The organism is Halobaculum litoreum, assembly GCF_030127125.1.
Taxonomy (GTDB): domain Archaea; phylum Halobacteriota; class Halobacteria; order Halobacteriales; family Haloferacaceae; genus Halobaculum; species Halobaculum litoreum.
Genome location: NZ_CP126156.1, coordinates 1,296,118 through 1,321,216, shown reverse-complemented (window position 1 = coordinate 1,321,216; position 25,099 = coordinate 1,296,118). Strand labels below are relative to the sequence as shown.

Sequence of the window (25,099 nt, the reverse complement as noted above, 5' to 3'; positions counted from 1 at the left end):
GGTGACCGACCCGGTCGCGGGGCCGCGAGGCGTCGCCCGGGTCGCCGACGCTCACTCGATCGACGCGGCCGCCTCCGCGGCGGTGAACGTCGCCGCCTCCACGTCCTCGACCGTCGCCTGCACGGTCTCGATGTCGCCGTCCACGAGGTCGGGGAGCGCCTCCACGAACCGGCGGTAGTGGGCGGTCTCGGTGTGAGTCCGTGCGGCCGCGGCGTCCTCGTACTGCTCGAAGAACCGGACGAGCCCCGGCGTCTCGCTGTCCTCGGCCGCGCTGTACCTGACGACGCCGGACTCCTCGCGCGTGGCCTCGACGACCGCCGACACGAGGGCCATCGCCTCCTCACGGCGCGCCGGGTCGAACGGGATCGACGTGTGTGTGACGATCACGGCTTCGTCGTCGGCGGAGTTCAGAATAAAGGTTCTACCGACGGACGCGTCGCCGGCGCGACGTCGTTCCGAAGAAACGGAAGCCGCGACCCGCCGCGACGCGGCGGAGTGTTACTCGTCGTCCTCGGCGTCGGACTCGTCGTCGTCGGCCGCGGCCTGCTCGGCGCGCTCGGTCAGTTCGGCGGAGCCGCCCGCCTCCTCGATGAGGCGGCGCGCCTCCGCGGTGAACGCGTCGGCGGTGACGTGCAGCTCCCCGTGGACCTGCCCGTCGCCGAGCACCTTCACCACGTCGACCTCGTGGCCGTCCTCCGCGACGTCGCGGGCGTCGAGGGCGTAGCCGTCGCCCTCCTCGCTCGCGACGCCCTCGGCGGCCAGCAGCCCGGCGTCCTCGTCGAGCTTCTGGACGGAGACCTCCGCGACCTCGTCTTGCACGCCCTGCGGGCGCTTGAAGCCGTGCTTGCCGAGCGGACCGTACAGCTGCCGTTCGTGCTTCTTGCGGCCGGCCGCGCCGCGACCGCCCCGGTGACCGGCGCCGCGCCGGTTCTTGTGGGAGCCGCCGCCGTGCGTGCGCGAGCCGCGCTGGCGTCGCTTCTTCTTCGTCATTATCGCATCGCCTCCAGCAGGCCGTCGATGTCGTCGTGGTGACCCAGCTCGCCGCCGTTCTTCACGGCGTGTTTGATGCCCTTGTGGCCGCCGCGCGGGGCGTGCAGCCGCAGGACCGGAGAGAGGCCCTGCTCGCGCAGGGTCGTCTCCTCGTCCACGAGCGCCGCCGCCAGCGCCTCGACGTCCGAGTACTCGGTGTTATCGTCGACCCACTCGTCGTCGATGTCCGCGTCGCCCTCGAGGGGCTCGGCGCGGCGCGCGAGCAGCAGCTCGACCGTCTCGACGTCGGGCTCGCCGAACGCGACGAAGTCGTTCACCTTCGCGATCATCCCGCGGTAGGTGTCCTCGTCGGGCACCAGCGCGCAGTGGTTGATCGCGTGGATGTTGAGCATCTTCAGGGTGTCGCGCTGGGCGGCGGACATGTCGATCTCGCCGCGCAGTTGGACGACCGCCTGCATCAGTTCCCACCCTCCGCTTCGCGCTGGATGCGCCGCGCCCGGTCGGGCGTGCGCGCCTGCGAGGCGTTCTTCAGGGCGTTGAACGTCGCCTTGGCGAGGTTGACCGTCGTCCGCGTGTTCCCGGTCGAGGACGTCCAGGCGTCCTGGACGCCCGCGAGCTCGAGGATGTTGCGGACGGTCGGCGCCGCCGCCAGCCCGAGCCCCTGCGGGGCGGGCTTGATCTCGACCTCGACGGAGCCGGCCTTGCCGGTCGCCGTCCGGGTGAGGGAGTTGACCCCGCCGGCGGAGTCCTCCCACGAGCCCGAGCCGCGGTCGACCTTGATCATGTTCAGCTTGGCGACCTCGATCGCCTTCTGGATCGCGCCGCCGACCTGGTCGTCGCGGCCCTCGGCGTAGCCGAGGAAGCCGTCGTTGTTGCCGATGGCGACGACACAGCGGAACTTGACGCGGCGCCCGGAGTCGGTCATGCGCTGGACCATGTTGATGTCCAGCACCTCGTCCTCCAGGTCGGGGAGCAGCTGGTCGACCAGCTGGTGCTCCTTCAGCGGGAGCCCCGAGTCGAGCGCCTGCTCCATCGTGGTGATGTCGCCCTCCTGTACCTTCCGGCCGAGCCGCGTGCGCGGCGTCCAGCCGCCGTTTCTACTCATTGTCGAATTCCTCCGTCAGGGTCTCCCGAAGCTCGTCGAAGTGCTCGGGCAGGTCCGCCGCGTCGAACTCCCCGCTGTACAGCGGCTCGTCGAGCTGCTCGGCGTACTCGGCGATGTGCTCGCCGCGGTTGCGCGACCAGTCCGCGAGGACGCTCTCGTTGTGGGGGATCTCGAGCCCGGCGTCGATCGCTCCTTCCTGCACCGCGAACGCCTTGTTCCCGGGCGTGGCGGTGTTCAGGCCGATGTCGAGGACGGCCTCTTCGAGGCCCGCCTCGACCGCCCGCAGTCCCGCGAGGTAGCCCGTGAGGTACGCGCTGGGGAGGTTCGCAGTGGGTGCCTCCCAGCCGAAGTCCTCGAGGTCCTCGCTGGACGCGGCCGCGTGTGTGATGTCGCCGTCGGGGCCGGGGGAAACCAGCTGCGCCCTGACGTGCTTGTTCGACAGGCGCGCGACGAGTCGCGGCTTGCCGGATTTCAGCAGGCGCAACCGCTGATGGTAGTCCGTCCGGACTTCCCGCCGGCGACGCATGGGTACCTTGTATCGTGGTCCGGTCGCCATTAGTCGTCCTCCAGAGTGACGTCGTAGTTGTTCTCGATGTAGCTGTTCAGCCGTCGCACGTCCTCGAACTCCCCGCCGGAGGCCTTGTTGTACAGCTCGCGGTACTGCGTGCTGTTCAGGGGGCCGTCGTCGCGGAGCTCCTTGAGGCGTGCGCGCTGGGCGCGGATCCGCGCGATCCAGTCGTCTTTGGTGTTCTGGCGGCCGCCGGCTTTCCCCTTGCGGGTGCCGGCGCCGCTGCGGTGGCCGTAGGCGCGCTTCTCGTCGCGCTCGCGTGCGCGACCGCGGGAGTTGCCCTTGGCGTCCTGCTCGCGGATGTTGCCCTGCTCGATCTGCTCGCGGATGTCCTCTCGGGTGATGGCGTCCGCGAGCTCGTCCTGTGCCTCCGGGTTGAGCCAGACGCGGCTCTTGCCGACGTCGAGTTCGTCGGCGGCGAGCCGGCGCTGCGCTGCCAGGTCGCTCATTGGTCAACCTCCACTTCGACGTAGGTCGGGTTGAGGACGCGGATCTCGCGGTCCTCGCACTCGTCTTCGATCGCCTCGCGCTTGCGACCGCCGACGGTCGACGCGATGCGCACGGCCTCGGTGGCCGGGTCGACGCCCTCGAGGTCGTCCGTGTTGAACACGCGGACCTCCTCGAAGCCGCTCGGGTGCAGGCCGCGGGCGGCCGTCGGCGAGCGGAAGCCCGCCTCGACCTTCGGGCCCTTGCCCTTGATCGACTTGCGCTGCTTCGACAGCTGGCCGCGCGGACGCCGCCACGACGTCGGGACGCGCTTCTTCTTGTGGTAGTCCTGGCGGTTGAACTGCGGCTTGCCCTCGCGGAGCTTCTTGGCGAGCGCGCGGGCGCGCTCGTCGTCAAGCTCCGGGGTCTTGTCCGCGTGACCGCGCGGACGCAGTTCCGTCTCGACGTCCTCCTCCTCGGCCTCGTCGGCCTCGGCCTCGGACTCGTCCTCCTCGATCTCGGCCTCGGTGTCGTCCTCGACCTCGAGCCCGCCGACGTCCGCCTTGATGCGGGCGGCGAGGGCGTTCCCGATGCCGTCGACCTCGGCCAGTTCGCCCTGCGAGGCGGCCTTGACGTCCTCGACGGACTCGTAGCCGGCCTCGCGGAGCGCGTCGGCCTTCGACGGGCCGACGCCGGAGATGTCCTCGAGCGACTCGACGTCGTCGCTCATTCAGGCACCCCCCGTGGGCTTGCGCGTGATGTACACGCCGTCCTGGAAGACGCGCGTGTCCTTGTCGGTCACGCGGGTGAGCTGTTCGATGCTGGCGGCCGTCTGCCCGACGTCCTCCTTGGAGGGGCCGGACAGGGTGAGCGCCTCGCCGTCGATCTGTACGTCGGTGTCGCCCCGGATCTGCGTGCGGCGGGGAGCCGACTCGCCGAGGAAGTTCGTGATGACGACCTCGTCGCCCTCGATGGACACGTCCATCGGGAAGTGGGCGTAGAAGACCTCCATCTCGTACTCCCACCCCTCGGTGACCCCGTGGACCATGTTGGTCACGTGGCTCGCGAAGGTGCCGACGGTCGCGTTCGTCTTCCGGTCGGCGTCGTCCGGGTACGCGATGACGACGGCGTCGTCCTCGACGGAGACGCTGACGTCCGGGTACCACAGTCGGCGCGTCACCGAGCCGTTCGGCCCCTCGACGGTGAGGTCGAGGTGGTCGAGGTCGGCGGAGACGTCCTCTGGTAGTTCGATGTCTCGTTCCATATCAGTAGACGTATGCGATTACCTGGCCACCGATGCCCTGTTCGCGGGCCTCGTAGTGGCTCATGACGCCGTGACTCGTCGTCACGATGAGTGCGCCGTAGTCGCGCGCGGGGAGGAACCGCTTCTCCCACTTCTCGTAGCCGTCCGCGGCCACGGAGTAGCGCGGCTTGACGGCGCCACACTCGTTGATGGCGCCCTTCAGTTCGACCTCGAACGTTCCCGCTCGGCCGTCGTCCACGAACTCGAAGCCGTCGACGTAGCCGCTGTCGTACAGCACTTCGAGCGTGGAGCCGATGATGTTCGAGGCGGGCTGGACCGTGTGTTCCAGATGGCCGACGTCCTCGGCGTTGTCGAGACCGGCGAGGGCGTCGGCGAGTGGGTCGTTACCTGCCATTGTTATCGGTACTTCCGGAACCCCATGTCGCGGGCGACCTCGCGGAAGCACTGGCGGCAGAGGTTGATGTCGTACTTGCCGACCAGGCCCTGCTTGCGCTCACACCGACGGCACTCGACCTCCTGGCCGGTGCGCTTGGCGGCGTGCTCGCCCGTCTCCTCGGATCCGGTCGTCTCTGTGTTCGCGTCGCTCATTCGTTGACCTCCACGTCGAACTCGCGCTCGAGGTACGCGACGGCGTCCTCGACGGTCATCCGGTGGGCGTTCGGGATCGATCGGGTCACCTTGTCCCGCTTGGAGACGCGGTAGCCCGGACGCGTGAGCGTCACCGTGACGTCGAGCCCGTAGATGCCGATCTGCGGGTCGTACTCCTGACTCGGGAACTCGGTGTGTTCGGCGACGCCGAAGCTGAAGTTCCCGGTGTCGTCGAACTGCGAGGGGGACAGGTCCACCAGCTCCAGGGCCGTGTGCAGGAACTCGTGGGCGTCCTCGTCACGCAGCGTGACCTTCGCCCCGATGGGGTCGCCGGGTCGGATGCCGAACTCGCCGATGGCGCGCTTGGCCGTCGTGCGAACGGTCTCCTGCCCGGTGATCTCCTCGAGGATGTCCTCGCCGTTGGCGAGTTCGCGGCCACCCTGACCGACGCCCATGTGGACGACGACCTTCTCGATGCGCGGCTCGCGCATCTCGTGGAACGACTCGGCCTCGCTCATTCGTCATCACCCGTGAAGTTCTCGTCGATGACGACGACGTAGCGTTCGATCGTCTCGAAGCCGCCGTCCTCCTGGCTCACGTCGACGGCGTTGTCGCCGGAGCCGGCGGTGACGGTGATCTCCTCGACGGTGCCGATTTCGCCGGCGTGCGAGCCGGCGACGGCGGTGACGAGCGCGCCCTCCTCGTAGGGGAAGTGCGCGACGACCTCCTTCGTGTCGTTGTCGACGACCAGCGAGTCGCCGCCCGCGTACGAGCCCTCGTCGGTGACGAGCGTCGTCCCGTCGTGCAGCGTGTACTGGAAGTCGCCGCCGGCGACCTGCGTCTTGCCGGCGACCTTCCCCAGCCGCGAGGAGGCGGCCTCCTCGTCGATGGGGGTCAGCGAGAGCCGGCCGCCCTCGCCGGGGAACACCCGGTAGTACTCCTCGCGCTCGGCGAACGCCAGGATGTCGAACATCCCGACCGGGCGGGCCTCGTCCGAGACCGCCTTGCCGTTGACGAGTACGGAACCGTGGTCGAGCGCGTAGCGCGCCTCCTTGCGGGTGTCGACGTAGCCCAGCACGTCCCGAAGGACGATCAGCAGGGGTACGCCGGCCTCGCCGTGCGGGCCCGCGCCCGCCTTCACGGTGAACGTCTCCTCCTTCCGCTCGATCGGCCACGAGTTCGGGGCCGACAGTCGCTTCTGGTGGTTACTCATGTTATGCAGCCTCCTCGTCGGACTCCAGGCGCGCCTCGCGGACGTCGTCCTCGAGGTCGAGGTCGACGACGCGAACGTTCGAGGCGTCGAGCGGGCGGGGGGTCTCCTCCCCGTCGGCCTTCTCGACGACGACGCCCTCGACGTGGATGGTCGAGCGGCGCAGGTCGACGTCGATGACCTCGCCCTCCTCGCCGGCGAAGTCGCCGCGCATGACCTCGACGGTGTCGCCCGCGTTGACGCGGACGTTCCGCTGGCCGTACTCCTCGCGGAGGTCGGCCGACAGGGTCGCGCGGACGAACTTCTGCCGCTCGTGGAGCGGCGCCTCTCGCGTCCGAGTGCGCTGTTTGCGTGGTTGCTCTGTCATACGATCTGCGTCGCGGTGGATGCGATGCTCCCGAAGCGCTCGGCGACTTCGCGCGCGATGGGACCTTTGATCTCGGTCCCGCGCGGCTCCTCCATGTCGTCGATCACGACGGCGGCGTTGTCCGCGAACTTCACGCGGGTGCCGTCGGGACGACGGATGGGCTTGCGCTGGCGGACCACGACGGCCTCCAGCACCTGCCGGCGCATCTCGGGCGTGCCCTTGGTCACCGAGACGGTGACCTTGTCGGCGACGCCCGCCTTGGGGTGTCGGTTCTTCGTCCCCGAGTAGCCGGACACGGAGATGACCTTCAGCTCACGCGCGCCGGTGTTGTCGGCGCACGCGATCAGGGAGCCCTTCTCGAGGCCCTGCGTGACGTCGGCCTTCAGGGCCTCCATCAGGCATCACCCTCCGTGTCGAGCGTCTCGACGACGACGTGGCTCTTCGTCTTCGACAGCGGCCGCGTCTCGGCGATGCGCACGCGGTCGCCCTCCTCGACGTCGAGGCAGGGCGACAGGTGAGCCGGGACCCGGCTGCGTCGCTTCATGTACCGGTCGTACTTCGGCACGAATACGTCGTATTCGCGCTCGACGACGACCGTCTTGTCCATCGATGTGGAGGCGACCGTGCCTTCGAGGGTCTGACCGCGCACGGACAGCGATCCGTGGAACGGGCAGTTCTCGTCGGAGCAGGCCTCCTCCGGTTCTGTTACGTTCAGTCCGATTGCCATTGGTGATCACCCGCACGTTCCGTGCGGAAGGCGGGTCGTGAGAGCAGTCTGGCCCCATCCACCGTAACGGAGACCGCGTCCTCGCAACCGTCCGACTGACCGGGTCTGACGCCGGTAGTATCGTACTGTCCGTGCTCCCCGGCCAGTGTGGGGAGTCCGGACGACGGAAGTTCGAACGCGGACCCGGGGGCCTTGCGGTCCCCCGCGGCTTCATCTATGGGCTGGGTGTGACGGCGGCCCACGCCGTCTCCCGATTCCTGCGCGGAGAGGACGAACGCGAACGTCGTCCCCTCCTTCGGCACCCGTTTGTCACCCCCGAGGCGCGCACCGTGAGGGTGCGCATGCTCTCGGACACGACGACGCCCGCGAGCCCGACGTGGGCGTCGCTGGCGGCGGCGACCACCCGTACCGGGAGGCCGCGGAGTTCGTGTCGCGTGAGCGTCTCGGGAGTGGGTGCCATGTGTCGTGTCGTTACTCGTCGTCGAGGTCGCCTTCCTCGCGCTGGACCGTCTTGATCCGCGCGATGGTGCGCTTCAGCTCGCCGACGCGCCCCGGGTTGTCCGGGGCGCCGCCGGCCGCCTGCACGGCCTTCATGTTGAGCAGCTCGGTCTCGAGCTCCTCGAGTTCGGCCTCGCGCTCGGCGGGCGTCATGTCGCGGACTTCCTGGACGTGGAGGATCGCCATCGGTTACTCCTCCTCCTCGTCGTCCGCGTCGGCTTCGTCGTCCGCCTCCATCTCGGCGACGAGGTCCTCGGCCTCGGCCTCGACGTCCTCGTCGAGGTCGTCGAGTTCGGGCTCCTCGTCGTCGGGGGTGGCGGTCGGTGCGTCCTCGCCGTCGGGGGTGTCGTCGGCCTCGATGACCTCCTCGACGACCTCCTCGTCGATGACGTCCTCGGGGTCGGCGTCCGGCACCTCCGGCTCGTCGAACTCCGCGTCGACGTCGCCGGCCTCCGGCACCTCCTCGTCGTCCACGTCGGCGAGCAGGTCCTCCACGCCCTCGCTGGCGGGGGCGGCCTGCTCGACCTCGGGCGCGTCGGCGTCCTCGGCGATCTCGAAGTCGTCGGGCAGCACCGCGCCCGGCGGGATGATCTTGACGGTCACGCCGATGGTGCCGAGCTTCATGACGGCCACGCCCTGGCCCTCGTCGACGACGTCCTCGGCGGGCTCGCCGTTGTGCTTGATGTAGCCGCGGTTGAACTTCTCCACGCGCGAGCGGGCGCCCGTGACCTTCCCGGAGAGGACGATCTCGGCGCCGAGGGCGCCGGAGTCCATGATCCGGTCGATCGTGGTGTGGCCCGCACGGCGGAAGTACCAGCCGCGCTCGAGCGCGTTCGCGAGACGGTCCGCGACGATCTTCGCGTTGAGGTCGGGTTCGTCGACCTCCTGCACGTCGATCTGCGGGTCGTCCATGTCGAAGCGCTCCTCCAGCTCGGAGGTGACCTTGCGGATGTTCTTCCCGCCCTTGCCGATCACCATACCGGGCTTCTCGGCTTTGAGCACGATCTGGGTGCCCATGGGCGTCTTCGCGACCTCCATCCCGCCGTAGCCGGCGCGACCGAGCTCGTCCTCGAAGAACTCGTTGATCTGGCTCCGCTGGAGCCCGTCCTCGATGAACTGGTGCTCGTCCGCCATCAGTTATCCTCCTCCTCGATGATCATTTCGACGTCCACTTGCGGGGTGTTCCAGGCGCTCGCGCGACCCATCGCGCGGGGCTTGCGGCCCTGCTGTTCGCCGACCTTGTGGGCGGCGACGTGTTTGATCGTCATGGACTGTCCGTCGAAGCCCTGCTCGTCGGCGTTGTTCGCGACGTTCTCGAGGAGCTTCAGGAAGTCCTTGGAGGCCTTCTCGGGGTAGCGGCCGGCGTCCCAGCCGTCGATGTCCGAGCGGTGGCCGACGCCGGAGTTGTGCTTGCGGAACGGGACGGAGCGCTCCCCGTCGATGACCGCGTGCAGGTACTCGCGGGCGTCGGCGACCGTCTCGCCGTTGATCTCGCGGGCGATGGCCTTGCTGTGCTTGAAACTGATCTGCCGCTCGCGGAGCATCCCCTTGGCGGTGGTCTCCGGGTCGGCGTCGACGCTGTAGTTGATTCCCATGGGTTACTTGAGGGGCACGAACTTCGAGGACCGGGTCGCGCCGATGCCGGCCTGCCCGTGTTCCACGGAGTTCCGTGTGAGGTTGAACTCGCCGAGGTAGTGCCCGATCATCTCGGGCTCGACGACGACGCGCTCGAAGTGGCTGCCGTCGTACACCTCGAACGTGAGGCCGACGAACTCCGGCAGCACCGGCATGTCGCGCAGGTGCGTGCGGAGCGGGTCGTTGGCCGTCTCCTCCTCGGTTGCCTCCCGGGCGTCCTCCAGCAGCTTCTGCTGCTGGACCCCGAGTCCTCGAGTGATGCTTCGCCGCGCGCGGGCGGGCAGCAGTTCAGCGACCTCGTCGAGCTCCATCTCCTGGAGCTCGTCGAGCGTGTGACCGCGGTAGGTGAACTCACCCTCGCGGCCGGTGCGGTATTCAGAGCTCATGGGTTACTTGTTGCCTCCGCGGCCCGTCCGCTTGGAGGCGATGTCGCCGACCTTCCGGCCCGGCGGCGCGTTGCGCGAGACGGACTTCGGCTGTCCGGGGTGCTGGCGGCCGCCGCCACCGAACGGGTGGTCGACGGCGTTCATCGCGACACCGCGAACGCGCGGGTACTTCGTCCCGCGACTGCGCATCTTGTGGTACTTCTTGCCGGCCTTGACGAACGGCTTCTCCGTCCGACCGCCGCCGGCGACGACGCCGACGGTGGCGCGGCAGTCGGGGTTGAGGCGCTTGACCTCGCCCGACGGGAGCTGGACGACCGTCACGTCGCGGTCGTGGGTGAGCAGCGTCGCGTTGACGCCCGAGGCGCGGGCGAACTTGCCGCCGTCGCCGGGCTTGGACTCGACGTTACACACCGGCACGCCCTCGGGGATCTCCCCGATGGGCAGCGTGTTGCCGGGCTTGATCTCCGCGGAGACGCCGACCGACAGCGTCTCGCCGACCGTGACGCCCTCGGGGGCGAGCACGAGGCGGCGGTCGCCGTCCTCGAACTCGACGTCCGCGAGCGGGGCCGAGCGGGCGGGGTCGTGCTCGATGCCGACGACCTCGCCGTGGACGGTGTCCGCGTCGTCCTCCGCGATCTTCTTGTGCTGCTTGTCCGACTTGTAGCGGTGCGACGGCGCTCGGAACGTCGAGCTGCCGCGGCCGCGTCGTTGTCCCTGGATCCTGCGTCCCATTCTCAGAACACCCCGATGCGGGAGGCGACTTCCTGCGCGTCGTCGTCCTCGCCGAGTTCGACGGTTGCCTTCTTCTTGCCCTGCGGGGTCACCTGCGTGCGGACCGACTCGACGGCGACGTCGAACTGCGCGGCGACCGCCTCGGCGATCTCCGGCTTGTTCGCGTCGATGTCGACGACGAACTGGAGCTTGTTCTGGAAGTCCATCTCGTCCATCGCCTTCTCGGTGACGAGCGGGTGGTGGATGACCGAACTCATCGTTCGGCCACCTCCGCCAGCGCGCTCTCGGTGAAGACGGTGAGGCGGCCGGCGTGCGTGCCGGGCGCCAGGTCCTCGACGCTCACCTCGCGGCCGGTGGCGACGTCGGCACCGGCGAGGTTGCGCGCCGCCTTCGACGGCGTCTCGCTGGTGACGAACAGCACCGACTTCGGCTCCTGCGTCTTGCGGCCGCGGGTCGTCCCGCGCCCGGCGCGGATCGTGCGCCCCTCGTCGGCGCGCTCGATGTCGGCGTGGACGCCGACGGCCTCGAGGAAGGAGACGACCTCCTTCGTCTTCACGAGGTCCTCGAACTCGTCGGAGACGACGAGCGGGAGCTCGGTGTCCTCGTCGAAGGCGTGGCCGCGCTCGGCGACGCGCTCGGCGTCGGCGGTGGCCGCGATGGCCGACCGCGTCGCGAGCTTGCGCTCCTTGTCGTTCACCTTCTTGGTCTGGTCCTTCTCGGCCTTCGGCGGGTGGGCCTTGCGACCCTTGACGGTCTGCGGCACGCGGCGACCCTGCCCGTTCTGTCGGGGCACGTGGGCCATGCCGCGGCCGGAGCCGAACGACTCCGCGGGAGTGCGGAGGCCGGCGAACTCGTCGGCGCCGTACGCCTGTTTCCGGTTGGCCTGCGCGGCGACGACGGCTCGCTGGATCAGGTCCGAGCGGAACTCCGTCTCGAAGACGTCGGGGAGGTCGATCTCGCCCGCGTCGTCGCCGTTCAGGTCTCGTACTGTTGCCTTCATTATCCTTGGTTCGACTCGGTGGAGACGTAGCGCACCTCGGGGTCGAGGCGCGGCTGGTCGTTCGGCCGGATGGCCGGGCGGAAGCGCAGGAGGCGCTTGGAGGGACCCGGGAGCGAGCCCTTCACGAGCGCGTAGTGGCCGTCCACCTCGCCGTAGCCCTTGAAGCCGCCCGCGACGGAGGCGTCGTCGCCCTCGCCGAAGTCGATGAGCCGCTTGTTGAGCTCCGTGCGCTGGTGGTAGCCGGTCTGCCCCTGCTGGGGGACGGTCGAGCGGACGCGCGAGGGGTTCCACGGGCCGAGATTCCCGATCCGGCGCCGCCAGCCCTGTCGCGCGTGCTTGCCCTTCCGCTTCTGGACGCCCCAGCGCTTGACGGGGCCCTGGGTGCCCTTCCCCTTCGTGACGCCGGAGACGTCGGCGTACTCGCCGGCGCGGAAGACGTCGCCGAACTCGTGTTCGCCGCCGTCCTCGACGAGGTCGAGCGCGTAGTCGAGGCGCTCGTCCATCGAGGCGCCGCCGACCCGCGTCTCCATCACGTCGGGCTTCTTCTTGGGGACGTTCGAGAGCTCGGCCGGCTCGGTGTGGGTGATGAACCGGAGGTCGTCGACGACGCCGTCGGCGACCAGTTCGCGCAGTTCCTCGCTGTCCTCCTCGAAGGTGTTCTCCGCCGGCAGGTCGAGGGTGCGGTCGAGTTCGTCGTGGAACTCGGTGGCCCAGACCTCGGTGACCGGCTTCTGTCCGTACGGCGTGTCCTCGTAGGCTCGCAGGGCGACCGCTCGCATCGGCGGCACCTCCACGACGGTGACGGGAACGGACTCCTCCATCCCCTCGCGCGGGGAGTCGGACTCGTCGTTCACCATCACGACGTGGGTCATGCCCGCCTTGTAGCCCGCGAAGCCCTGGACGCCGGCCGCGCCGTCGTCCTCGGGCCACGAGCGGATGCGGGGGACTTCGTCGTTCGCGCGCGTGCGCGGACCGAAGCCCAGCGAACCCTTGCGTGGTCTGCTTGGTTGTGGCATGTGTTTGCTTACTCCGTGAGCGTGAGGGGCGAGAGCGCGGCGAAGATCGCTTCTTCGGTCCGCACGACCTCGCTCCCCTGTCGCGGAATCGCGTTCAGCCAGAGGTCGAACCCCGAGCCGTCCGTGGCGTCGGGGTCGACCGGGACATCCTCGGTGTCCATGCCGAGGATGGCCGGGAGCCCCCCTGCCGGGCGAGCCGAAGGCGACGGCGACGTGTGTGTCGCGCGTGCGTGTCCGAACGTCCGCCAGTCGTGACACGGACAGTTCGCGTCCGTGTCGCGACGTGGCGATCGCGGTTTCGGCGTCGGCGAGGGCGTCCTCCAAGGTCGCGCCGGCCACCCGGAACCCCGGCGGGGGGTCGTCGGTGAGGCGGGCACGAACCGGTTCTCTCGAAGAGACCCTGACGGTGACGCGCTCCCCCCTCCACGTACTCCCGTCCGGGAGACGCGTGCAGGGAGATCGGGTGTTGCGTTCCGCAATTGACCCGAACGCGGCCTTCAGGTCCGACCTCGGTCACGATTCCCTCTCGTAGTTCCGACCCGTCTGGGCCGGATCGAGCGGGCCGCATCGGCGGGAGCACGCCCACGTGCCGGAGTTCCTCGCGTTTCCCCCACACCTCACGACGGAGGTAGGAGGGGGTCGCGCAGTACTCCAGCACGGTGCGGACGTACTCGCCGCCTCTGCGACGTTCGCCTTCCCGGTCGGGGAAGACGACCAACCGGTCCGCCCGGAAGATCGTCGCCGCGCGGGCGACGTAACCGAGTTTCCGTGTGGCCTCGCGGCCGTCCTCGGCCTCCCGGACGAGCGACGACGGAACGAGCACGTCGAGTGTCGTTCCGCTCATTGTCGCTACACCGGACTGTATCTCATCGATCCTCGGTCGCCCCGTAAAAGGGTATTGAATCGTCCGTGGCGGCGTGACGGCTTCACACACCTGTCCACGGGCGTTTCGGATGTGAACTGTTCGCGTGCCACCCGGCGACATCGGCGTGCCGGTCGGTGTCACGATACGTTCCCGCACGGCGGTCCCGGAGGAACGGATTTATATATCACCCTGCCGTTAGTGGTGAATGCGCACCGGGAGAAAGCCGGAGACGGCGCCCGGATGCAGGTACGCACTGGTAGTGTAGTGGTATCACGTGACCTTGCCATGGTCACAACCTGGGTTCAAATCCCAGCCAGTGCATCCTTCTCGGACGACGTCGACGACACAGCGGCTGCCTCGTCCAGCTCCGTGACCGCCGGCCCGGCAGGGTCGACTACACGCCCGGGACGCCGACGGCTTCGGGGACGAGCGCGCCGAGGCGCGCGAGGCCGACCAGGATCGCCACCGCGACGACCCACGCGGTCCCGCCGATACCCGCGGCCGTCCCCCAGCCGCCCGGGTACTGCCAGTTGATCACGCCGACCCACGCCACGAGCATCACCAACGGCCCGAGCAGCGGCACCCACCCGAGCAGGTAGCTCACGAGTGTGTACGCGAGCGCGCCCGCGAGCGCCGCGGCGAGCGCCCGTCGGTTCCCCGTGTCGCGGTCGATGACCACCTGCGCCCCCAGTCGGATCGCCACGGTGCCGACGACCAGGCTCACGAGGAACACGACCGCGGCGCTGGCGACGAACCCGGGCGTGAGCGTCGTCTGCAGGGGGGTCGCGGCCGCGGCCGCCGCGGTCACCCGTCCTCACCCCGGTTGCGGGCGCGCTTCGACGGGGTCCACTCGAACGCGAGTTCGAGCAGTTCGACGTCCCGACGGAGCCGCCGCGAGCGCTCGATCACGGTCACCTCGCCGGCCAGTCGGTCGGGCGGCGAGAGCCGCACCGACTTGTTGCCGACCGGGACGCGTACCGTCTCCGCGTCGGAGTCCAACTCGTCGGCGATCCGCCGCAGGTACGCGGCGGTCTCGGTGCGACTCAGTTCCCGGGTGTGGGTCGTCGTCTCGGCCATATCGGTGTGCGACACGTCTCGAAGTTGACGGATGTATCTGACGCTGAATGCAGCCGAATACGACCGTTACACGGCCGGATGACACGATATTTGTGCGTCGTGTGTCCCGGGTGGCGATCGAACCCCGCCGCTCGGCGGTCGACTCGCCCCAGTGTGGCGATCCGATCGGCCCGCCCGCCGGCGCCGGCGCGACCACGACACCAACGCTTATTCACACGCCTGCGCATCCCCGGAGTACCCATGCACGATATCGACGACGTGTTCGTCGCGCAGGTGATGTCCGAGGACCTCTACACCGTCTCCCCCGACACCCTGGTCGAGGAGGCCGCCAAGGGGATGATGGAACGCGGGATCGGGTCGGTGATCGTCGTCGAGGACGGGGGGCTCCGGGGGATCCTCACCAACACGGACTTCGTCCAGATCGTCGCCGAGCGACAGCCGAAAGACCAGACGCCCGTCTCCGAGTACATGAGCACGGACCTCGTCACCGCCGACCCCGGCGACTCGCTGTCGGCGGTGTCGCGCACGATGCTGGACCACGGCTTCCACCACATGCCCGTCACCGACGGCGAGGACGGCGTCGTCGGCGTCGTCTCGACGACCGACCTCACCGCGTACCTCTCCTCGCTGCAGCACTGAGCGGCCGGCCGCGCCGACGGGCCGCTCACCCCGGCCCGTCGACGTCCTCCCCGGCGTCCCCGCCGTAGCCCACCGCGTTGTCCGTCTCGACGACCGCGAGTCCGGACAGCGCACAGAGGTCGGCGACCGCCTCCTCCGCGAGGGTCAGCCGGACGGCGTCGAACCGGAGTTCCGCCTCGACGGTCCCGCCGAGTCGCTCGACCGCCTCGAGGAACGCGTCGGCGTCGGCGTCCGGGGCGAGTTCCACGACCAGCGTCGCGCGCTCGCCCGACGCGGGGTCGTCGCGCATCTCCCGAACCGGGTGACTCACGTACACGCGTCGTCGTCGCGCCGCGAGGGATTAGTCGGTTGCCGTTTCCGCGGCGCCGTCGTCGTCCGGCGCGGGTTCCCCGACGTCGTCCCCGCCGCGGGCCCTCGGGAACCAGCGGAACTCAACCCCGACGCCGCGGTCGCCCGGCTGTGAGTGGTCGGTGTCGACGGCGATCCGGTCGGGCGCCGGGAGGGTGACCGACTCGCCGTCGACGGAGACGGTCACCGGTCCGGGCGCGCCCGCGCCGCCGTCGGTGCCGCCCGCGAGGTCGCGTAGCCGCGTGAGGTCGCCGACGACGTCGTCCGTCGCGGGGCGGGCGGGCGGCGCGGCCCCGCCCCCGAACACGGGGTCGATCGACACGTCTGCCGAGCGGTTCGCGAGCACCGCGTTGACGGCCGCGCCGACGAGGATCACCAGCCCCGAGAGGTACAGCCACGTGAGGAACACGAGGATGGCGGCGACGACGCTCTGGTCGGGCTGGGCGCTGCTCCAGTCCACGTACACCCGGAACAGCGCCTCCGCGGCGGCGAGACCGCCCCCCGCCAGCGCCGCGCCGGGGAGCACCTCGACGACCGTGACGTCGGTGTCGGGGAACACGTAGTACATCGGGTACAGCGCCGCCGTCAGCGCGACCGCCAGCGCCAGCCGGTGGAGCACCCACCCGACCGCGCCGCCGGGGCCGCCGAGCCCGCCGCCGACGGCGGCGTTCAGCGCGGCCGCGGCGACGACGGCGCCGCCGAAGACGACGAGCACGAGCAGCCCGTCGGTCACCTGGTCGAGGAACGTGTTCTCGGCCTCCGTCTCGTAGATGTCCGAGAAGGCGGTATCGAGCCCCCGGAACACGCGCAGCGCCCCCCACACGAGCACACCGATCCCGAGCACCGACAGCGTCGTTGAGGCGCTGGCCCGCTCCAGTTCCGCGAGGAGTTCCCGCCCCGCGTCGGGCGTCAGCGCCGCCGCGACGAGCGACTCGAAGGCGGCCTCCAGCCCCCGACCGCCGACGGTCGTCAACACGAGGACGACGAGCACCATCAGCGGGAGCAGCGAGACGAACGCGTGGTAGGCGACGCTGCCCGCGAGGAAGGTGAGCTTCTCCGTCCGGATCTCGTGGACGACCGCGCGGGCGAGCGTGACGACGCGGCGTCCGTTCATACCCGTTCGACGTCGGTGGGTCGCAAAAGCACACCGGCGGTCGAGCCGGCGAGCGAGCCGACCCCGCGGGCGTCGCCCCGGCGGAATCGCTTTCGACCCGGGCGCCGTGGCTCCCGTCGTGACGGTTGTCGCACTCCTCAGCGTCGCGCCGGTGGTCGAGGGAAGCATGGCGAGCGAGGTCGCGAAGGCGGTCGCCGCCCTCGACGGGTTCGACGTGACCTACGAGACGAACCCGATGGGCACGGTGATCGAAGCCGACTCGATCGACGAGGTGATGGCCGCGGCGACGGCCGCCCACAAGGCGGTCGACGGCGACCGCGTCTCGACGGTCCTCAAGATCGACGACAAGCGCACGCGCGACCAGCGCGCCGACGAGAAGGTCGCGGCCGTCGAACGGGAACTCGGCCGACCCGCACGCAGCGACAGGAGATAATAACTCAGGCGCGATCGGTTATTAGCTTTTACCACAAAACCCGGTGCTCTTGGCAGGTGGGTTAATACCCGCGCGTCCGCTACCTTCGGACGAGGATGCCACACGACGACGACCCGCCCGACCCCGGCGGGCACGACCGCGCGACCGGCGACGGCCGCGGCGACCCGGACGGGGCGGCGGCCGCGGGCGCGGCCGACCTCACGCTGTCGGTGCCGGGGATGGACTGCGCCTCCTGTGCGGCGAAGGTGGAGCGGAGCGTGCGCGACGTGCCGGGCGTGACGGGCGTCGACCCGCGGCCCACCACGGGCACGCTCTCGGTCGCGACCGACGGGTCGACCGACCGCGCGGCCGTCGTCGCCGCGGTCGAGGCGGCCGGCTACGACGTCGCCGACGACCTCGAGTCGGTGACGCTGTCGGTGCCGGAGATGGACTGCGCGTCCTGTGCGAACAAGGTGACGGGCGCGCTGGAGCGCGCGGACGGCGTCCGCGAGGTCGACACCCGACCCACCGTGGGCGATGTGGTGCTCCGGTACGACCCGGCGGCGACGAGCCTCGAGGCGCTCGTGGCGGCCGTCGAGTCGGCGGGCTACGAGGTGGTGTCGACCTCCCTCGACGACGCCCCCGCCGACGAGGGCGGCCCCTCGACGTGGCGCACGCGCCGTGCGTACGCCACGTACGCGGCCGCGGCGCTCACGGCGGTCGGCCTCGTGCTCGCGAACCCGCTGGCGCCCGCCGGCGCCGGCCCGACCGTCGACCTCGTGGGGCGCGCGGTCCGGATCGGCGACCTCGCGTACCTCGCGGCGGTCGCCGTCGGCGGGGTCGCCGTCTTCCGCAACGGCGTCTACTCGCTGCGCCAGCGCAGCCTCGACATCGACCTGCTGATGAGCGTCGCAATCCTCGGCGCCGTCGCCGCCGGCGTCGGGTTCGACGAGCCGCTGTACTTCGAGGCGGCGACGCTGACGACGCTGTTCTCCGTCTCGGAACTGCTGGAGCGGGCGGCGATGGACCGCGCGCGCGACTCCCTGCGCGAGCTGATGGAGCTGTCGCCGACCGAGGCGACCGTCCGCCGCGACGGCGACGAGCAGGTGGTGCCCGCCGAGGCGGTCGCGGTCGGCGAGACGGTCGTCGTCCGCCCGGGCGAGCGGATCCCCCGCGACGGCACCGTCACGGACGGGGCCAGCGCGGTGAACCAGGCGCCCGTCACCGGGGAGTCCGTCCCCGTCGACAAGGCGCCCGGCGACGAGGTGTTCGCCGGCACCATCGTCGAGGGCGGCTACCTCGCGGTCGAGGTGACGACCGAGGCCGGGGAGGACACGCTCTCGCGGGTGGTCGACATGGTCGAGGCCGCCCAGGGCGAACGCTCCGAGCGCGAGCAGTTCGTCGAGCGCTTCGCGGGCTACTACACCCCGGTCGTCGTCGCGTTCGCGCTGCTGGTCGCGGTCGGCCCGCCGCTCGCGCTCGGCGCGGCGTGGGAGGAGTTCGTCCTCTACGGGCTGACCCTCCTCGTGCTCGCGTGCCCATGCGCGTTCGTGATCTCGACGCCGGTCACGGTCGTCTCGGGCATCACCTCGGCCGCACGCAACGGCGTCCTGATCAAGGGCGGCACGTACCTCGAGGCGATGGGCGACGTGGACGCCGTCGCCTTCGACAAGACCGGGACGCTCACCAAAGGCGAACTGACCGTCACGGACGTGATCCCGCTGGGCGACAACACGGAGGAGGACGTGTTGCGCTGTGCCCGCGGGCTGGAGCTCCGCTCCGAGCACCCCATCGGCGACGCCATCGTCGCACGCGCCGACGAGACGGGCGTCGCCGACCGGGCGGTCGACGACTTCGAGGCCGTCACCGGGAAGGGCGTCAGCGCGACGCTCGACGGCACCCCCCACTACGCGGGCAAACCCGGCCTGTTCGCGGATCTGGGCTTCGATTTGTCGCACGTCCACGCCGCCACCGACGGCGGCGTCGTCACCCGGACCTCCCGCGCCATCTGCGAGCGGAACAACTGCCTCGACCTGCTGTCGGACACCGTGCCCGAGCTCCAAGCCGAGGGGAAGACGGTCGTCCTCGTCGGCACCGAGGACGACCTCGAGGGGGTCATCGCGGTCGCCGACGAGGTGCGCCCCGAAGCCGCACGCACGGTCGAACGGCTCCGCGAGGCCGGCGTGCGCACCGTGATGCTCACCGGCGACAACGAGCGCACCGCCCGCGCCGTCGGCGAGACGGTCGGCGTCGACGAGGTGCGCGCCGAGTTGCTCCCCGACGAGAAGGTCGCCGCCGTCGAGGGCCTGCTCGCCGACCACGACGGCGTCGCGATGGTCGGCGACGGCGTCAACGACGCGCCCGCGCTCGCCACCGCCACCGTCGGCATCGCGATGGGCGCGGCCGGCACGGACACCGCGCTGGAGACGGCCGACGTGGCGCTGCTGGCCGACGACCTCTCGACGCTCCCGTACCTCCGGACGCTCGCCGAGCGGGCAAACGGCGTCATCCGGCAGAACGTCTGGACGAGCCTCGCGGCGAAGGCCGTCCTCGCGGCGGCGGTCCCGTTCGGCCTCGTCCCCATCTGGTTCGCCGTGCTCGCGGGCGACGCGGGGATGACCGTCGGCGTGACGGCGAACGCGAGCCGACTGGCCCGCGTCCGTGCGGACGACCCCGGCTCCCCGCCGGCGACGGCGGCCGGCGACGACGCGCCCCCGGCGGACGGCTGAGCGAACCGGGAAGGATTATCCCTCCGCCGCCGAAGCGCGGTCGATGGCCGAGTTCAACGCCTTCTTCGAGCGCCTCCGCGGGCGCATCGCCTCGAAAGACACCGTCGTCTCCGTGGGGCTCGACGCGGACCTCGACCGCATCCCCGAACACCTGCGCGCGGCGGACCTCCCGCGGTGGGCGTTCAACCGCCGGATCATCGACGCCACCCACGAGTACGCCGCCTGCTACAAGCCCAACGCCGCCTTCTACGAGGACGCCGACGGCTGGCGCGCGCTGCGGGAGACGGTCGCGTACGCCCACGGGAAGGACGTGCCCGTCCTGCTGGACGCCAAACGCGGCGACATCGGCAACACCGCGCGCAAGTACGCCGAACTGCTGGACCACGTCGACGCGATCACCGCCAACCCCTACATGGGGCGCGACTCGCTGGAGCCGTTCCTCTCGACCGACGACAAGGGCGTGTTCGTCCTCTGCCGGACCTCCAACCCCGGCGGCGCCGACCTGCAGGATCTGGAACTCGCCTCGGGGGAGCCGCTGTACCGCCGCGTCGCCGCGCTCGCGGACGCGTGGAACGGCCGCGGCAACGTCGGGCTGGTCGTCGGGGCGACCGTGCCCGAGGAGCTGGAGACGCTGCGCGAGGCGGTACCGGACCTCCCGTTCCTCGTGCCCGGCGTGGGCGCACAGGGCGGCGACGCCGAGGCGGCCGTCGAGTACGGCCTCGCCGACGGGGTCGGCCTCGTCAACTCCTCGCGCGGGATCATCTTCGCCGGCGAGGACGCCGGCGAGAACTTCGCGAAGGCGTCCGGCCAGGCGGCCAAGCGGCTCCGCGACCGGCTGAACCGGCACCGCTGAGCCCGCGGTTCCCGCGCCCGCGTCCGGACCCGCACCCGTGACCGGGGTCGGGACCGGAGGGTAGCCGTATTTACGTCTCGAACGACGATGGTGGCACGATGCAGATCGGGGGTGCCGCCGTCGTGTTCCTCGCCCTCCTCGCGGGCGGCACCGCGATAGCCGTCGGCACCTACGCGTGGCGCAACCGTGGCGAGCCCGGCGCGGCCTCGTTCGCCGTCCTGATGAGCGGGGTCGCGGTGTGGTCGCTGTCGTACGCCGTCGCCCTCACCGTCTTCGACCCCGCGGTGCGCGAACTCGTGGAGATCCCGCTGGAGGTCGGCAAAGCGATCGTCGCGCCGGCGTGGCTGCTGTTCGCGCTCGGGTACACCGGTCGCGGCGAGTACGTCAGCCGGCGGCTGATCGCCGTGCTGGCGGTGATCCCCGTCGTCACGACGGCGCTCGTCGCCACGGCGCCGGCCCACGCGGTCATGTGGACCGGCTACCGGATCGCCCCGACGTACGGCGCGGCGACGGTGCTGTTCGACCCCGGAGTGTGGTTCTACGTGCACGCGGGGTTCGGCTGGGCGGTGATCGGCGCGGGGATGGTGTTCCTCCTGGAGCCGGTGTTGTCGTACGGCGCGCTGTACCGCGATCAGGGGATCGCGCTCATCGTCGGCGCGGCCGTCAGCTTCGCCGCCCACGTGAAGGCGACGTTCTTCCTGCCGCCGGCGCCGGCGCTGGACCTCACGCCGCTCACGCTCGCGATCACCGGCCTGTTGTTCGGCTTCGCGCTGTTCCGCTTCGAGCTGCAGGGGCTGCTCCCCGCGACGCAGGTGCTCGGTCGCCGCGCCGCCATCGAGGACGTCGGCGTCGGCCTCGTCGTCGTCAACGCCGAGGGCACCGTGATCGAGTTCAACACCGCCGCCCGCTCCGTCATGGGCGTCGGGGCGGCCGACGCGGCGGCGGTCGCGGGCGCGCCGCTCGCGGAGTACGTCCCCGACGTCGCCATCGACGACCCCGAGCCGCAGCGGATCGAACAGACCGACGAGACGGGGTACCGGGTGTACGAGGCGAGAGTCTCGGAGATCGGCGACCACCACGACCGCGCGGTCGGCTACACCGTCACCTTCGCGGACGTCACCGACCGCGAGGCGCGCCGGCAGCGCCTCGAGGTGCTCAACCGCGTCCTCCGGCACAACCTCCGCAACGACATGACCGTCGTCGTCGGCAACGCCGACCTGCTGGCCGACCGCGTCGGCGAGGACGACCGCCCGCTCGCGGACGCGATCCGGCGGCGCGGCCGGGCGCTCCAGCGACTGGGGGAGAAGGCGCGCGACGCCGAGGAGGTGCTCGACGACGACACCGCCCCCCACGAGGTCGCGGCCGGCGACCTCTGCGGGGACGTCCTCCGCCGCGCCGCCGAGGCGTACCCCGACGGCACCGTCGCCGTCGACGCGCCTGACGACCTCGCGCTCGTCGTCCGGGAGGGCGTCCTCCGGGTCGTCCTGTGGAACCTCGTCGAGAACGGCCTCGAACACGGCGACGGCTCGACCGTCCGCCTCGCCGTCCGCACGGGCGACGACGGCGTCCGGTTCGTCGTCGCCGACGACGGCCCCGGGATCCCCGAGCCCGAGTTGGAGAGCATCCGGACGGGCACCGAGACCGCGCTGTCCCACGGGAGCGGGCTGGGGCTGTGGGTCGTTCGCTGGGGGACCCGGCTGCTCGGCGCCGACCTGACGTTCGCGGACCGCGAGCCGACCGGCACCGCGGTGACGGTCCGACTCCCGGGGAGCGCGCTCGTCGACGGGGGTCCGCCGCCGCCGCGGCCCACAGCCCGGCCGACGACGCCGGCGCGGACGACCCGGCCGGGGCACCGCGCCGGAGGGCGGCGGGAGAGCGCCGGTCGGCGTCGCCCGGCGACGCCGACGCCGACACGTCCGACTGAGCGGGCGTGACGCCGCGCCGGGGGACCGGGACCGCCGCGACGAACGGCGACTCAGCCGCCGGCGGCCCCGCAGTCGGCGCACAGCCCCCGGTCGCGGTCGTAGTGGTCGGCGCAGACGACGGCCCCGCACCGGTCGCACGACGCGGTCGCCGCCGCGCGCTCACACACCTGACACAGGCCGGTGACGCTCACGTTCGGTTCACCCCGTCGGGCTACGCGGGCGGGGCAGTTGTAGCCTGCGCCGGCGCCGGCCGGACGCCTCCTCGGGGGCGCGGCGAGGGGTTTACGGTCGCCCGCCGCCGATCCGAGGTGTGGACCGCGACGTGCTCCTGCTCGGGATCGCCGCCGTGCTCGCCGGGTTGACGGCGACGCTCGTGATGCTCGGCATCACGCAGTCGCTGTTCGTCCTCGTCGCGGCGCTCCCGACCGGGGCGGCCGCCTACTTCATCTGGTACCAGGCGTCCGGCCGCATGAAGGAGGACCTCCGCGCACGCGCCGCCGCCGCCCGCGCGAGCCCCGGCGACGACGACGGCCGCACGCCGGGCGGCGACTCCCGGTTCGCCCGCGAGGCTCGCCGCCGCGCCCGGATGGGCGACGGCGGGCGCGCCGGCCCGGCCGGCGGCCGCCGGAGCGCGGGGGCGGGGTCGCGAGCCCGCGGCCGCGGCCCGACCGGCGGCGCCGCGATGAACGCGAACTCGGGGATGCCACCCGGCGACGCCCGGCGGACGCTCGGCGTCGAGGCGGGCGCCTCCCAGTCGGAGGTGAAGTCCGCCTACCGCGACCGCGTGAAGGAGACCCACCCCGACTCCGGCGGCGACGAGGAGGAGTTCAAGCGCGTCAACCGCGCCTACGAGACGCTCAAGGAGTCCTGACGGGGCGCGACGGCGGGTGTCGACCGGCGTCCTCGGCGGCCGCGTCGTCGCCATCGCTACTGTGGTATTGGTAGACACACCCGTGAAAACCGTTATACTCGCCGGTCCCCACGCCACCACCATGGGCGCTGACCGGGCCGTGCTCACACGGACCATCGAGCGCGGCGAGGAGGAGGGCGGGAACGTGGAGTTCAAGACCCGCCTGACCCGGGCGGTCCACCTCGCGGAGGGCCGCATGGAGTCGCTTGCCGCACAGTTGCGCCACCGCGTCCTCTCGGGCGACGGGGAGGCGCTGTACGTCGTGGGCGTCACCGACGACGGCGGCATCGCCGGCATCGCGCCGGCGGCGTTCTCCGAGTCGATGGACGTCCTCTCGCTGTTGGCCGAGGAGGCCGACGCACACATCCACGACGTGGAGACGTGGGGCGCCGGCACCGGCGAGGCCGAGGGCGGCCTCGTCGGCCTCGCGACGATCCGCGAGGGGCGGCGTTCGCCGGCGAGGACGACCACATCGTCGTCGGCACCGCCGGCCACGTCGACCACGGGAAGTCCACGCTCGTCGGCACGCTCGTCACCGGGCAGGCCGACGACGGCGAGGGCGGCACCCGTTCGTACCTCGACGTCCAGCCGCACGAGATGGAGCGGGGGCTCTCCGCCGACCTCAGCTACGGCGTGTACGGCTTCGACGACGGCGGCGCCGTCCGGATGGACAACCCCGACCGCAAGTCCGACCGCGCGCGCGTCGTCGAGGAGGCCGACCGCCTCGTGTCGTTCGTCGACACCGTCGGCCACGAGCCGTGGCTCCGCACGACGATCCGCGGGCTGGTCGGGCAGAAGCTCGACTACGGCCTGCTCGTCGTCGCCGCCGACGACGGCCCGACGAAGACGACCCGCGAACACCTCGGCATCCTGCTCGCGATGGAGCTGCCGACCGTCGTCGCGATCACGAAGGTGGACGCCGCCCCCGAGGGCCGCGTCGAGGCGGTGGAGCGCGAGGTGGAGTCGATGCTGCGCGACGTCGGCAAGACCCCGCTGCGGGTGGAGCGCCACGGCGTCGCGACCGCCGTCGACGAGATCGGCGACGGCGTCGTGCCCGTGCTCCTCACCTCGGCAGTGACGGGACAGGGGCTCGACGACCTCGACCGGATGCTGGAGACGCTGCCGAAGCGCGCCGACGACGCCGACGCCGACTTCCGGATGTACGTCGACCGCACGTACGACGTGAAGGGGGTCGGCGCGGTCGCCTCCGGCACCATCCGCTCGGGGGTGGTGGAGGCGGGCGACGAACTCCTGCTCGGCCCCATGCCGGACGGGAGCTTCCGCGAGGTGGAGGTGCGCTCCATCGAGATGCACTACCACCGCGTCGACAAGGCGAGCGCGGGCCGGATCGTCGGCATCGCGCTCAAGGGCGTCAAGGAGGCCGAGATCGACCGCGGGATGGCGCTCGTGCCGCGCGACGCCGACCCCCGGCCGGTCCGGTCGTTCGACGCGGAGGTGATGGTGCTCAACCACCCCACCCGCATCCAGGAGGGGTACGAGCCGGTCGTCCACCTCGAGACGGTCAGCGAGGCGGCCGTGTTCCACCCCAAAGGCGGCCGCCTCCTCCCGGGCGACACCGGGGAGACGGCGGTGCGCTTCAAGTTCCAGCCGTACCTCGTCGAGGAGGGCCAGCGCTTCGTGTTCCGCGAGGGACGCAGCAAGGGGGTCGGCACCGTCACCGGCGTGCGCTACGCCGACGAGTAGGCGCCGCCGGC

34 protein-coding genes, 1 tRNA gene and 3 pseudogenes are annotated in these 25,099 nt (G+C 71.2%); 8 read left to right on the top strand and 30 right to left on the bottom strand.

Going from position 1 to position 25,099, the window contains the following annotated elements; all coding sequences use genetic code 11:
- Window positions 1-51 precede the first annotated feature (51 nt).
- From P0R35_RS07130 to P0R35_RS07000, 25 genes and pseudogenes are all read right to left on the bottom strand, one after another.
- Window positions 52-387, bottom strand: coding sequence for a putative quinol monooxygenase (locus P0R35_RS07130; RefSeq protein WP_284014490.1), 336 nt, complete (start codon window positions 385-387; stop codon window positions 52-54).
- Between the two features lie 111 nt (window positions 388-498).
- Window positions 499-990 carry an uL15m family ribosomal protein gene (locus P0R35_RS07125; RefSeq protein ID WP_284014489.1) on the bottom strand — a complete coding sequence of 164 codons (492 nt, stop codon included), beginning with the start codon at window positions 988-990 and terminating at the stop codon, window positions 499-501.
- On the bottom strand, window positions 990-1,448 hold the full coding sequence (gene rpmD, locus P0R35_RS07120; RefSeq protein ID WP_284014488.1) for a 50S ribosomal protein L30: 459 nt from the start codon (window positions 1,446-1,448) through the stop codon (window positions 990-992). Before rpmD ends, P0R35_RS07125 begins: the two co-directional genes overlap by 1 nt.
- Window positions 1,448-2,095, bottom strand: a complete 648-nt coding sequence (locus tag P0R35_RS07115; RefSeq protein ID WP_284014487.1) for a 30S ribosomal protein S5 — start codon at window positions 2,093-2,095, stop codon at window positions 1,448-1,450. Before P0R35_RS07115 ends, rpmD begins: the two co-directional genes overlap by 1 nt.
- On the bottom strand, window positions 2,088-2,651 hold the full coding sequence (locus P0R35_RS07110; protein WP_284014486.1) for a 50S ribosomal protein L18: 564 nt from the start codon (window positions 2,649-2,651) through the stop codon (window positions 2,088-2,090). Before P0R35_RS07110 ends, P0R35_RS07115 begins: the two co-directional genes overlap by 8 nt.
- Window positions 2,651-3,112 carry a 50S ribosomal protein L19e gene (locus tag P0R35_RS07105; RefSeq protein WP_284014485.1) on the bottom strand — a complete coding sequence of 154 codons (462 nt, stop codon included), beginning with the start codon at window positions 3,110-3,112 and terminating at the stop codon, window positions 2,651-2,653. Before P0R35_RS07105 ends, P0R35_RS07110 begins: the two co-directional genes overlap by 1 nt.
- Window positions 3,109-3,819 (bottom strand): 50S ribosomal protein L32e, encoded by a 711-nt coding sequence (locus P0R35_RS07100; protein WP_284014484.1) that lies wholly within the window; start codon window positions 3,817-3,819, stop codon window positions 3,109-3,111. The genes P0R35_RS07105 and P0R35_RS07100 overlap by 4 nt, the downstream gene beginning before the upstream one ends.
- Window positions 3,820-4,353 (bottom strand): 50S ribosomal protein L6, encoded by a 534-nt coding sequence (locus P0R35_RS07095; RefSeq protein WP_284014483.1) that lies wholly within the window; start codon window positions 4,351-4,353, stop codon window positions 3,820-3,822.
- A gap of 1 nt (window position 4,354) precedes the next feature.
- On the bottom strand, window positions 4,355-4,747 hold the full coding sequence (locus P0R35_RS07090) for a 30S ribosomal protein S8 (protein WP_276237210.1): 393 nt from the start codon (window positions 4,745-4,747) through the stop codon (window positions 4,355-4,357).
- A gap of 2 nt (window positions 4,748-4,749) precedes the next feature.
- Entirely contained in the window at window positions 4,750-4,941 is a 192-nt protein-coding gene (locus tag P0R35_RS07085; protein ID WP_284014482.1) for a 30S ribosomal protein S14, read from the bottom strand.
- Complete coding sequence (locus P0R35_RS07080; RefSeq protein ID WP_284014481.1) at window positions 4,938-5,459, bottom strand: 50S ribosomal protein L5; 522 nt, start codon at window positions 5,457-5,459, stop codon at window positions 4,938-4,940. Before P0R35_RS07080 ends, P0R35_RS07085 begins: the two co-directional genes overlap by 4 nt.
- Complete coding sequence (locus P0R35_RS07075; RefSeq protein WP_284014480.1) at window positions 5,456-6,154, bottom strand: 30S ribosomal protein S4e; 699 nt, start codon at window positions 6,152-6,154, stop codon at window positions 5,456-5,458. The genes P0R35_RS07080 and P0R35_RS07075 overlap by 4 nt, the downstream gene beginning before the upstream one ends.
- Window position 6,155: 1 nt before the next feature.
- On the bottom strand, window positions 6,156-6,518 hold the full coding sequence (rplX, locus tag P0R35_RS07070) for a 50S ribosomal protein L24 (protein WP_284014479.1): 363 nt from the start codon (window positions 6,516-6,518) through the stop codon (window positions 6,156-6,158).
- Window positions 6,515-6,913: a 50S ribosomal protein L14 gene (locus tag P0R35_RS07065; RefSeq protein ID WP_284014478.1), complete on the bottom strand. Its 399-nt coding sequence runs from the start codon at window positions 6,911-6,913 to the stop codon at window positions 6,515-6,517. Before P0R35_RS07065 ends, rplX begins: the two co-directional genes overlap by 4 nt.
- Window positions 6,913-7,245: a 30S ribosomal protein S17 gene (locus P0R35_RS07060; RefSeq protein WP_277553411.1), complete on the bottom strand. Its 333-nt coding sequence runs from the start codon at window positions 7,243-7,245 to the stop codon at window positions 6,913-6,915. The genes P0R35_RS07065 and P0R35_RS07060 overlap by 1 nt, the downstream gene beginning before the upstream one ends.
- Window positions 7,230-7,705, bottom strand: a pseudogene (locus P0R35_RS16410) (ribonuclease P protein subunit). The gene P0R35_RS07060 and the pseudogene P0R35_RS16410 overlap by 16 nt, the downstream one beginning before the upstream one ends.
- 11 nt (window positions 7,706-7,716) lie before the next feature.
- Window positions 7,717-7,929, bottom strand: coding sequence for a 50S ribosomal protein L29 (rpmC, locus tag P0R35_RS07045; protein WP_284014475.1), 213 nt, complete (start codon window positions 7,927-7,929; stop codon window positions 7,717-7,719).
- A gap of 3 nt (window positions 7,930-7,932) precedes the next feature.
- Window positions 7,933-8,877 carry a 30S ribosomal protein S3 gene (locus tag P0R35_RS07040; protein WP_284014474.1) on the bottom strand — a complete coding sequence of 315 codons (945 nt, stop codon included), beginning with the start codon at window positions 8,875-8,877 and terminating at the stop codon, window positions 7,933-7,935.
- Complete coding sequence (locus P0R35_RS07035) at window positions 8,877-9,338, bottom strand: 50S ribosomal protein L22 (protein ID WP_284014473.1); 462 nt, start codon at window positions 9,336-9,338, stop codon at window positions 8,877-8,879. Before P0R35_RS07035 ends, P0R35_RS07040 begins: the two co-directional genes overlap by 1 nt.
- A gap of 3 nt (window positions 9,339-9,341) precedes the next feature.
- Window positions 9,342-9,764 carry a 30S ribosomal protein S19 gene (locus tag P0R35_RS07030; protein ID WP_284014472.1) on the bottom strand — a complete coding sequence of 141 codons (423 nt, stop codon included), beginning with the start codon at window positions 9,762-9,764 and terminating at the stop codon, window positions 9,342-9,344.
- 3 nt (window positions 9,765-9,767) lie between these two features.
- Window positions 9,768-10,496, bottom strand: coding sequence for a 50S ribosomal protein L2 (locus P0R35_RS07025; RefSeq protein ID WP_284014471.1), 729 nt, complete (start codon window positions 10,494-10,496; stop codon window positions 9,768-9,770).
- 2 nt (window positions 10,497-10,498) lie between these two features.
- The gene (locus P0R35_RS07020; protein WP_284014470.1) at window positions 10,499-10,753 is read right to left on the bottom strand and encodes a 50S ribosomal protein L23; all 255 of its coding nucleotides are present in this window, start codon (window positions 10,751-10,753) and stop codon (window positions 10,499-10,501) included.
- Window positions 10,750-11,496 carry a 50S ribosomal protein L4 gene (gene rpl4p, locus P0R35_RS07015; RefSeq protein WP_284014469.1) on the bottom strand — a complete coding sequence of 249 codons (747 nt, stop codon included), beginning with the start codon at window positions 11,494-11,496 and terminating at the stop codon, window positions 10,750-10,752. The genes P0R35_RS07020 and rpl4p overlap by 4 nt, the downstream gene beginning before the upstream one ends.
- On the bottom strand, window positions 11,496-12,512 hold the full coding sequence (locus P0R35_RS07010) for a 50S ribosomal protein L3 (RefSeq protein ID WP_284014468.1): 1,017 nt from the start codon (window positions 12,510-12,512) through the stop codon (window positions 11,496-11,498). The genes rpl4p and P0R35_RS07010 overlap by 1 nt, the downstream gene beginning before the upstream one ends.
- 8 nt (window positions 12,513-12,520) lie before the next feature.
- Window positions 12,521-13,356 (bottom strand): annotated as a pseudogene (locus P0R35_RS07000) (putative RNA uridine N3 methyltransferase).
- 271 nt (window positions 13,357-13,627) lie between these two features.
- Between P0R35_RS07000 and P0R35_RS06995 the strand changes: the two are divergent.
- A tRNA-Gly gene (locus tag P0R35_RS06995) sits at window positions 13,628-13,698 on the top strand.
- A gap of 73 nt (window positions 13,699-13,771) precedes the next feature.
- Here the strand turns inward: P0R35_RS06995 and P0R35_RS06990 are convergent.
- On the bottom strand, window positions 13,772-14,185 hold the full coding sequence (locus tag P0R35_RS06990) for a hypothetical protein (RefSeq protein ID WP_284014465.1): 414 nt from the start codon (window positions 14,183-14,185) through the stop codon (window positions 13,772-13,774).
- A complete protein-coding gene (locus P0R35_RS06985; protein ID WP_284014464.1) occupies window positions 14,182-14,454 on the bottom strand; it encodes an amphi-Trp domain-containing protein in 273 nt (90 codons plus the stop codon). Before P0R35_RS06985 ends, P0R35_RS06990 begins: the two co-directional genes overlap by 4 nt.
- Window positions 14,455-14,703: 249 nt before the next feature.
- Here P0R35_RS06985 and P0R35_RS06980 point away from each other — a divergent pair, with 249 nt between their 5' ends.
- Window positions 14,704-15,093 carry a CBS domain-containing protein gene (locus P0R35_RS06980; protein ID WP_284014583.1) on the top strand — a complete coding sequence of 130 codons (390 nt, stop codon included), beginning with the start codon at window positions 14,704-14,706 and terminating at the stop codon, window positions 15,091-15,093.
- A 25-nt stretch (window positions 15,094-15,118) separates the two neighbouring features.
- Here the strand turns inward: P0R35_RS06980 and P0R35_RS06975 are convergent, their stop codons facing one another.
- Both P0R35_RS06975 and P0R35_RS06970 read right to left on the bottom strand, forming a co-directional pair.
- A complete protein-coding gene (locus P0R35_RS06975) occupies window positions 15,119-15,403 on the bottom strand; it encodes a hypothetical protein (protein WP_284014463.1) in 285 nt (94 codons plus the stop codon).
- A gap of 30 nt (window positions 15,404-15,433) precedes the next feature.
- Window positions 15,434-16,555, bottom strand: coding sequence for a YihY/virulence factor BrkB family protein (locus P0R35_RS06970; RefSeq protein WP_284014462.1), 1,122 nt, complete (start codon window positions 16,553-16,555; stop codon window positions 15,434-15,436).
- A 118-nt stretch (window positions 16,556-16,673) separates the two neighbouring features.
- Between P0R35_RS06970 and P0R35_RS06965 the strand changes: the two genes are divergently transcribed.
- The 4 genes from P0R35_RS06965 to P0R35_RS06950 all read left to right on the top strand — a co-directional run bounded on the left by P0R35_RS06965 (window position 16,674) and on the right by P0R35_RS06950 (window position 22,483).
- Window positions 16,674-16,988 carry an MTH1187 family thiamine-binding protein gene (locus P0R35_RS06965; protein ID WP_284014461.1) on the top strand — a complete coding sequence of 105 codons (315 nt, stop codon included), beginning with the start codon at window positions 16,674-16,676 and terminating at the stop codon, window positions 16,986-16,988.
- Window positions 16,989-17,083: 95 nt separating this feature from the next.
- Window positions 17,084-19,696, top strand: a complete 2,613-nt coding sequence (locus P0R35_RS06960; RefSeq protein WP_284014460.1) for a heavy metal translocating P-type ATPase — start codon at window positions 17,084-17,086, stop codon at window positions 19,694-19,696.
- 43 nt (window positions 19,697-19,739) lie between these two features.
- Window positions 19,740-20,549: an orotidine-5'-phosphate decarboxylase gene (gene pyrF / locus P0R35_RS06955; protein ID WP_284014459.1), complete on the top strand. Its 810-nt coding sequence runs from the start codon at window positions 19,740-19,742 to the stop codon at window positions 20,547-20,549.
- A gap of 98 nt (window positions 20,550-20,647) precedes the next feature.
- Window positions 20,648-22,483: a histidine kinase N-terminal 7TM domain-containing protein gene (locus P0R35_RS06950; protein WP_284014458.1), complete on the top strand. Its 1,836-nt coding sequence runs from the start codon at window positions 20,648-20,650 to the stop codon at window positions 22,481-22,483.
- Window positions 22,484-22,524: 41 nt separating this feature from the next.
- On the opposite strand, the gene P0R35_RS06945 is transcribed toward P0R35_RS06950, so the two are convergent.
- Window positions 22,525-22,665 (bottom strand): hypothetical protein, encoded by a 141-nt coding sequence (locus tag P0R35_RS06945; RefSeq protein WP_284014457.1) that lies wholly within the window; start codon window positions 22,663-22,665, stop codon window positions 22,525-22,527.
- Between the two features lie 119 nt (window positions 22,666-22,784).
- Here P0R35_RS06945 and P0R35_RS06940 point away from each other — a divergent pair, with 119 nt between their 5' ends.
- Window positions 22,785-23,345 carry a J domain-containing protein gene (locus tag P0R35_RS06940; protein WP_284014456.1) on the top strand — a complete coding sequence of 187 codons (561 nt, stop codon included), beginning with the start codon at window positions 22,785-22,787 and terminating at the stop codon, window positions 23,343-23,345.
- Between the two features lie 121 nt (window positions 23,346-23,466).
- A pseudogene (locus P0R35_RS06935) lies at window positions 23,467-25,088 on the top strand (GTPBP1 family GTP-binding protein).
- The last annotated feature ends 11 nt before the right edge of the window (window positions 25,089-25,099 follow it).

What these genes read in the sequence shown, in the direction of transcription:
- P0R35_RS07125 (WP_284014489.1), bottom strand. Translation starts at nt 990, where the DNA reads ATGACGAAGAAGAAGCGACGCCAGCGCGGCTCGCGCACGCACGGCGGC.
- rpmD (WP_284014488.1), bottom strand. Translation starts at nt 1,448, where the DNA reads ATGCAGGCGGTCGTCCAACTGCGCGGCGAGATCGACATGTCCGCCGCC.
- P0R35_RS07115 (WP_284014487.1), bottom strand. Translation starts at nt 2,095, where the DNA reads ATGAGTAGAAACGGCGGCTGGACGCCGCGCACGCGGCTCGGCCGGAAG.
- P0R35_RS07110 (WP_284014486.1), bottom strand. Translation starts at nt 2,651, where the DNA reads ATGGCGACCGGACCACGATACAAGGTACCCATGCGTCGCCGGCGGGAA.
- P0R35_RS07105 (WP_284014485.1), bottom strand. Translation starts at nt 3,112, where the DNA reads ATGAGCGACCTGGCAGCGCAGCGCCGGCTCGCCGCCGACGAACTCGAC.
- P0R35_RS07100 (WP_284014484.1), bottom strand. Translation starts at nt 3,819, where the DNA reads ATGAGCGACGACGTCGAGTCGCTCGAGGACATCTCCGGCGTCGGCCCG.
- P0R35_RS07095 (WP_284014483.1), bottom strand. Translation starts at nt 4,353, where the DNA reads ATGGAACGAGACATCGAACTACCAGAGGACGTCTCCGCCGACCTCGAC.
- P0R35_RS07090 (WP_276237210.1), bottom strand. Translation starts at nt 4,747, where the DNA reads ATGGCAGGTAACGACCCACTCGCCGACGCCCTCGCCGGTCTCGACAAC.
- P0R35_RS07085 (WP_284014482.1), bottom strand. Translation starts at nt 4,941, where the DNA reads ATGAGCGACGCGAACACAGAGACGACCGGATCCGAGGAGACGGGCGAG.
- P0R35_RS07080 (WP_284014481.1), bottom strand. Translation starts at nt 5,459, where the DNA reads ATGAGCGAGGCCGAGTCGTTCCACGAGATGCGCGAGCCGCGCATCGAG.
- P0R35_RS07075 (WP_284014480.1), bottom strand. Translation starts at nt 6,154, where the DNA reads ATGAGTAACCACCAGAAGCGACTGTCGGCCCCGAACTCGTGGCCGATC.
- rplX (WP_284014479.1), bottom strand. Translation starts at nt 6,518, where the DNA reads ATGACAGAGCAACCACGCAAACAGCGCACTCGGACGCGAGAGGCGCCG.
- P0R35_RS07065 (WP_284014478.1), bottom strand. Translation starts at nt 6,913, where the DNA reads ATGGAGGCCCTGAAGGCCGACGTCACGCAGGGCCTCGAGAAGGGCTCC.
- P0R35_RS07060 (WP_277553411.1), bottom strand. Translation starts at nt 7,245, where the DNA reads ATGGCAATCGGACTGAACGTAACAGAACCGGAGGAGGCCTGCTCCGAC.
- rpmC (WP_284014475.1), bottom strand. Translation starts at nt 7,929, where the DNA reads ATGGCGATCCTCCACGTCCAGGAAGTCCGCGACATGACGCCCGCCGAG.
- P0R35_RS07040 (WP_284014474.1), bottom strand. Translation starts at nt 8,877, where the DNA reads ATGGCGGACGAGCACCAGTTCATCGAGGACGGGCTCCAGCGGAGCCAG.
- P0R35_RS07035 (WP_284014473.1), bottom strand. Translation starts at nt 9,338, where the DNA reads ATGGGAATCAACTACAGCGTCGACGCCGACCCGGAGACCACCGCCAAG.
- P0R35_RS07030 (WP_284014472.1), bottom strand. Translation starts at nt 9,764, where the DNA reads ATGAGCTCTGAATACCGCACCGGCCGCGAGGGTGAGTTCACCTACCGC.
- P0R35_RS07025 (WP_284014471.1), bottom strand. Translation starts at nt 10,496, where the DNA reads ATGGGACGCAGGATCCAGGGACAACGACGCGGCCGCGGCAGCTCGACG.
- P0R35_RS07020 (WP_284014470.1), bottom strand. Translation starts at nt 10,753, where the DNA reads ATGAGTTCGGTCATCCACCACCCGCTCGTCACCGAGAAGGCGATGGAC.
- rpl4p (WP_284014469.1), bottom strand. Translation starts at nt 11,496, where the DNA reads ATGAAGGCAACAGTACGAGACCTGAACGGCGACGACGCGGGCGAGATC.
- P0R35_RS07010 (WP_284014468.1), bottom strand. Translation starts at nt 12,512, where the DNA reads ATGCCACAACCAAGCAGACCACGCAAGGGTTCGCTGGGCTTCGGTCCG.
- P0R35_RS06985 (WP_284014464.1), bottom strand. Translation starts at nt 14,454, where the DNA reads ATGGCCGAGACGACGACCCACACCCGGGAACTGAGTCGCACCGAGACC.
- P0R35_RS06970 (WP_284014462.1), bottom strand. Translation starts at nt 16,555, where the DNA reads ATGAACGGACGCCGCGTCGTCACGCTCGCCCGCGCGGTCGTCCACGAG.
- P0R35_RS06960 (WP_284014460.1), top strand. Translation starts at nt 17,084, where the DNA reads ATGCCACACGACGACGACCCGCCCGACCCCGGCGGGCACGACCGCGCG.
- pyrF (WP_284014459.1), top strand. Translation starts at nt 19,740, where the DNA reads ATGGCCGAGTTCAACGCCTTCTTCGAGCGCCTCCGCGGGCGCATCGCC.
- P0R35_RS06950 (WP_284014458.1), top strand. Translation starts at nt 20,648, where the DNA reads ATGCAGATCGGGGGTGCCGCCGTCGTGTTCCTCGCCCTCCTCGCGGGC.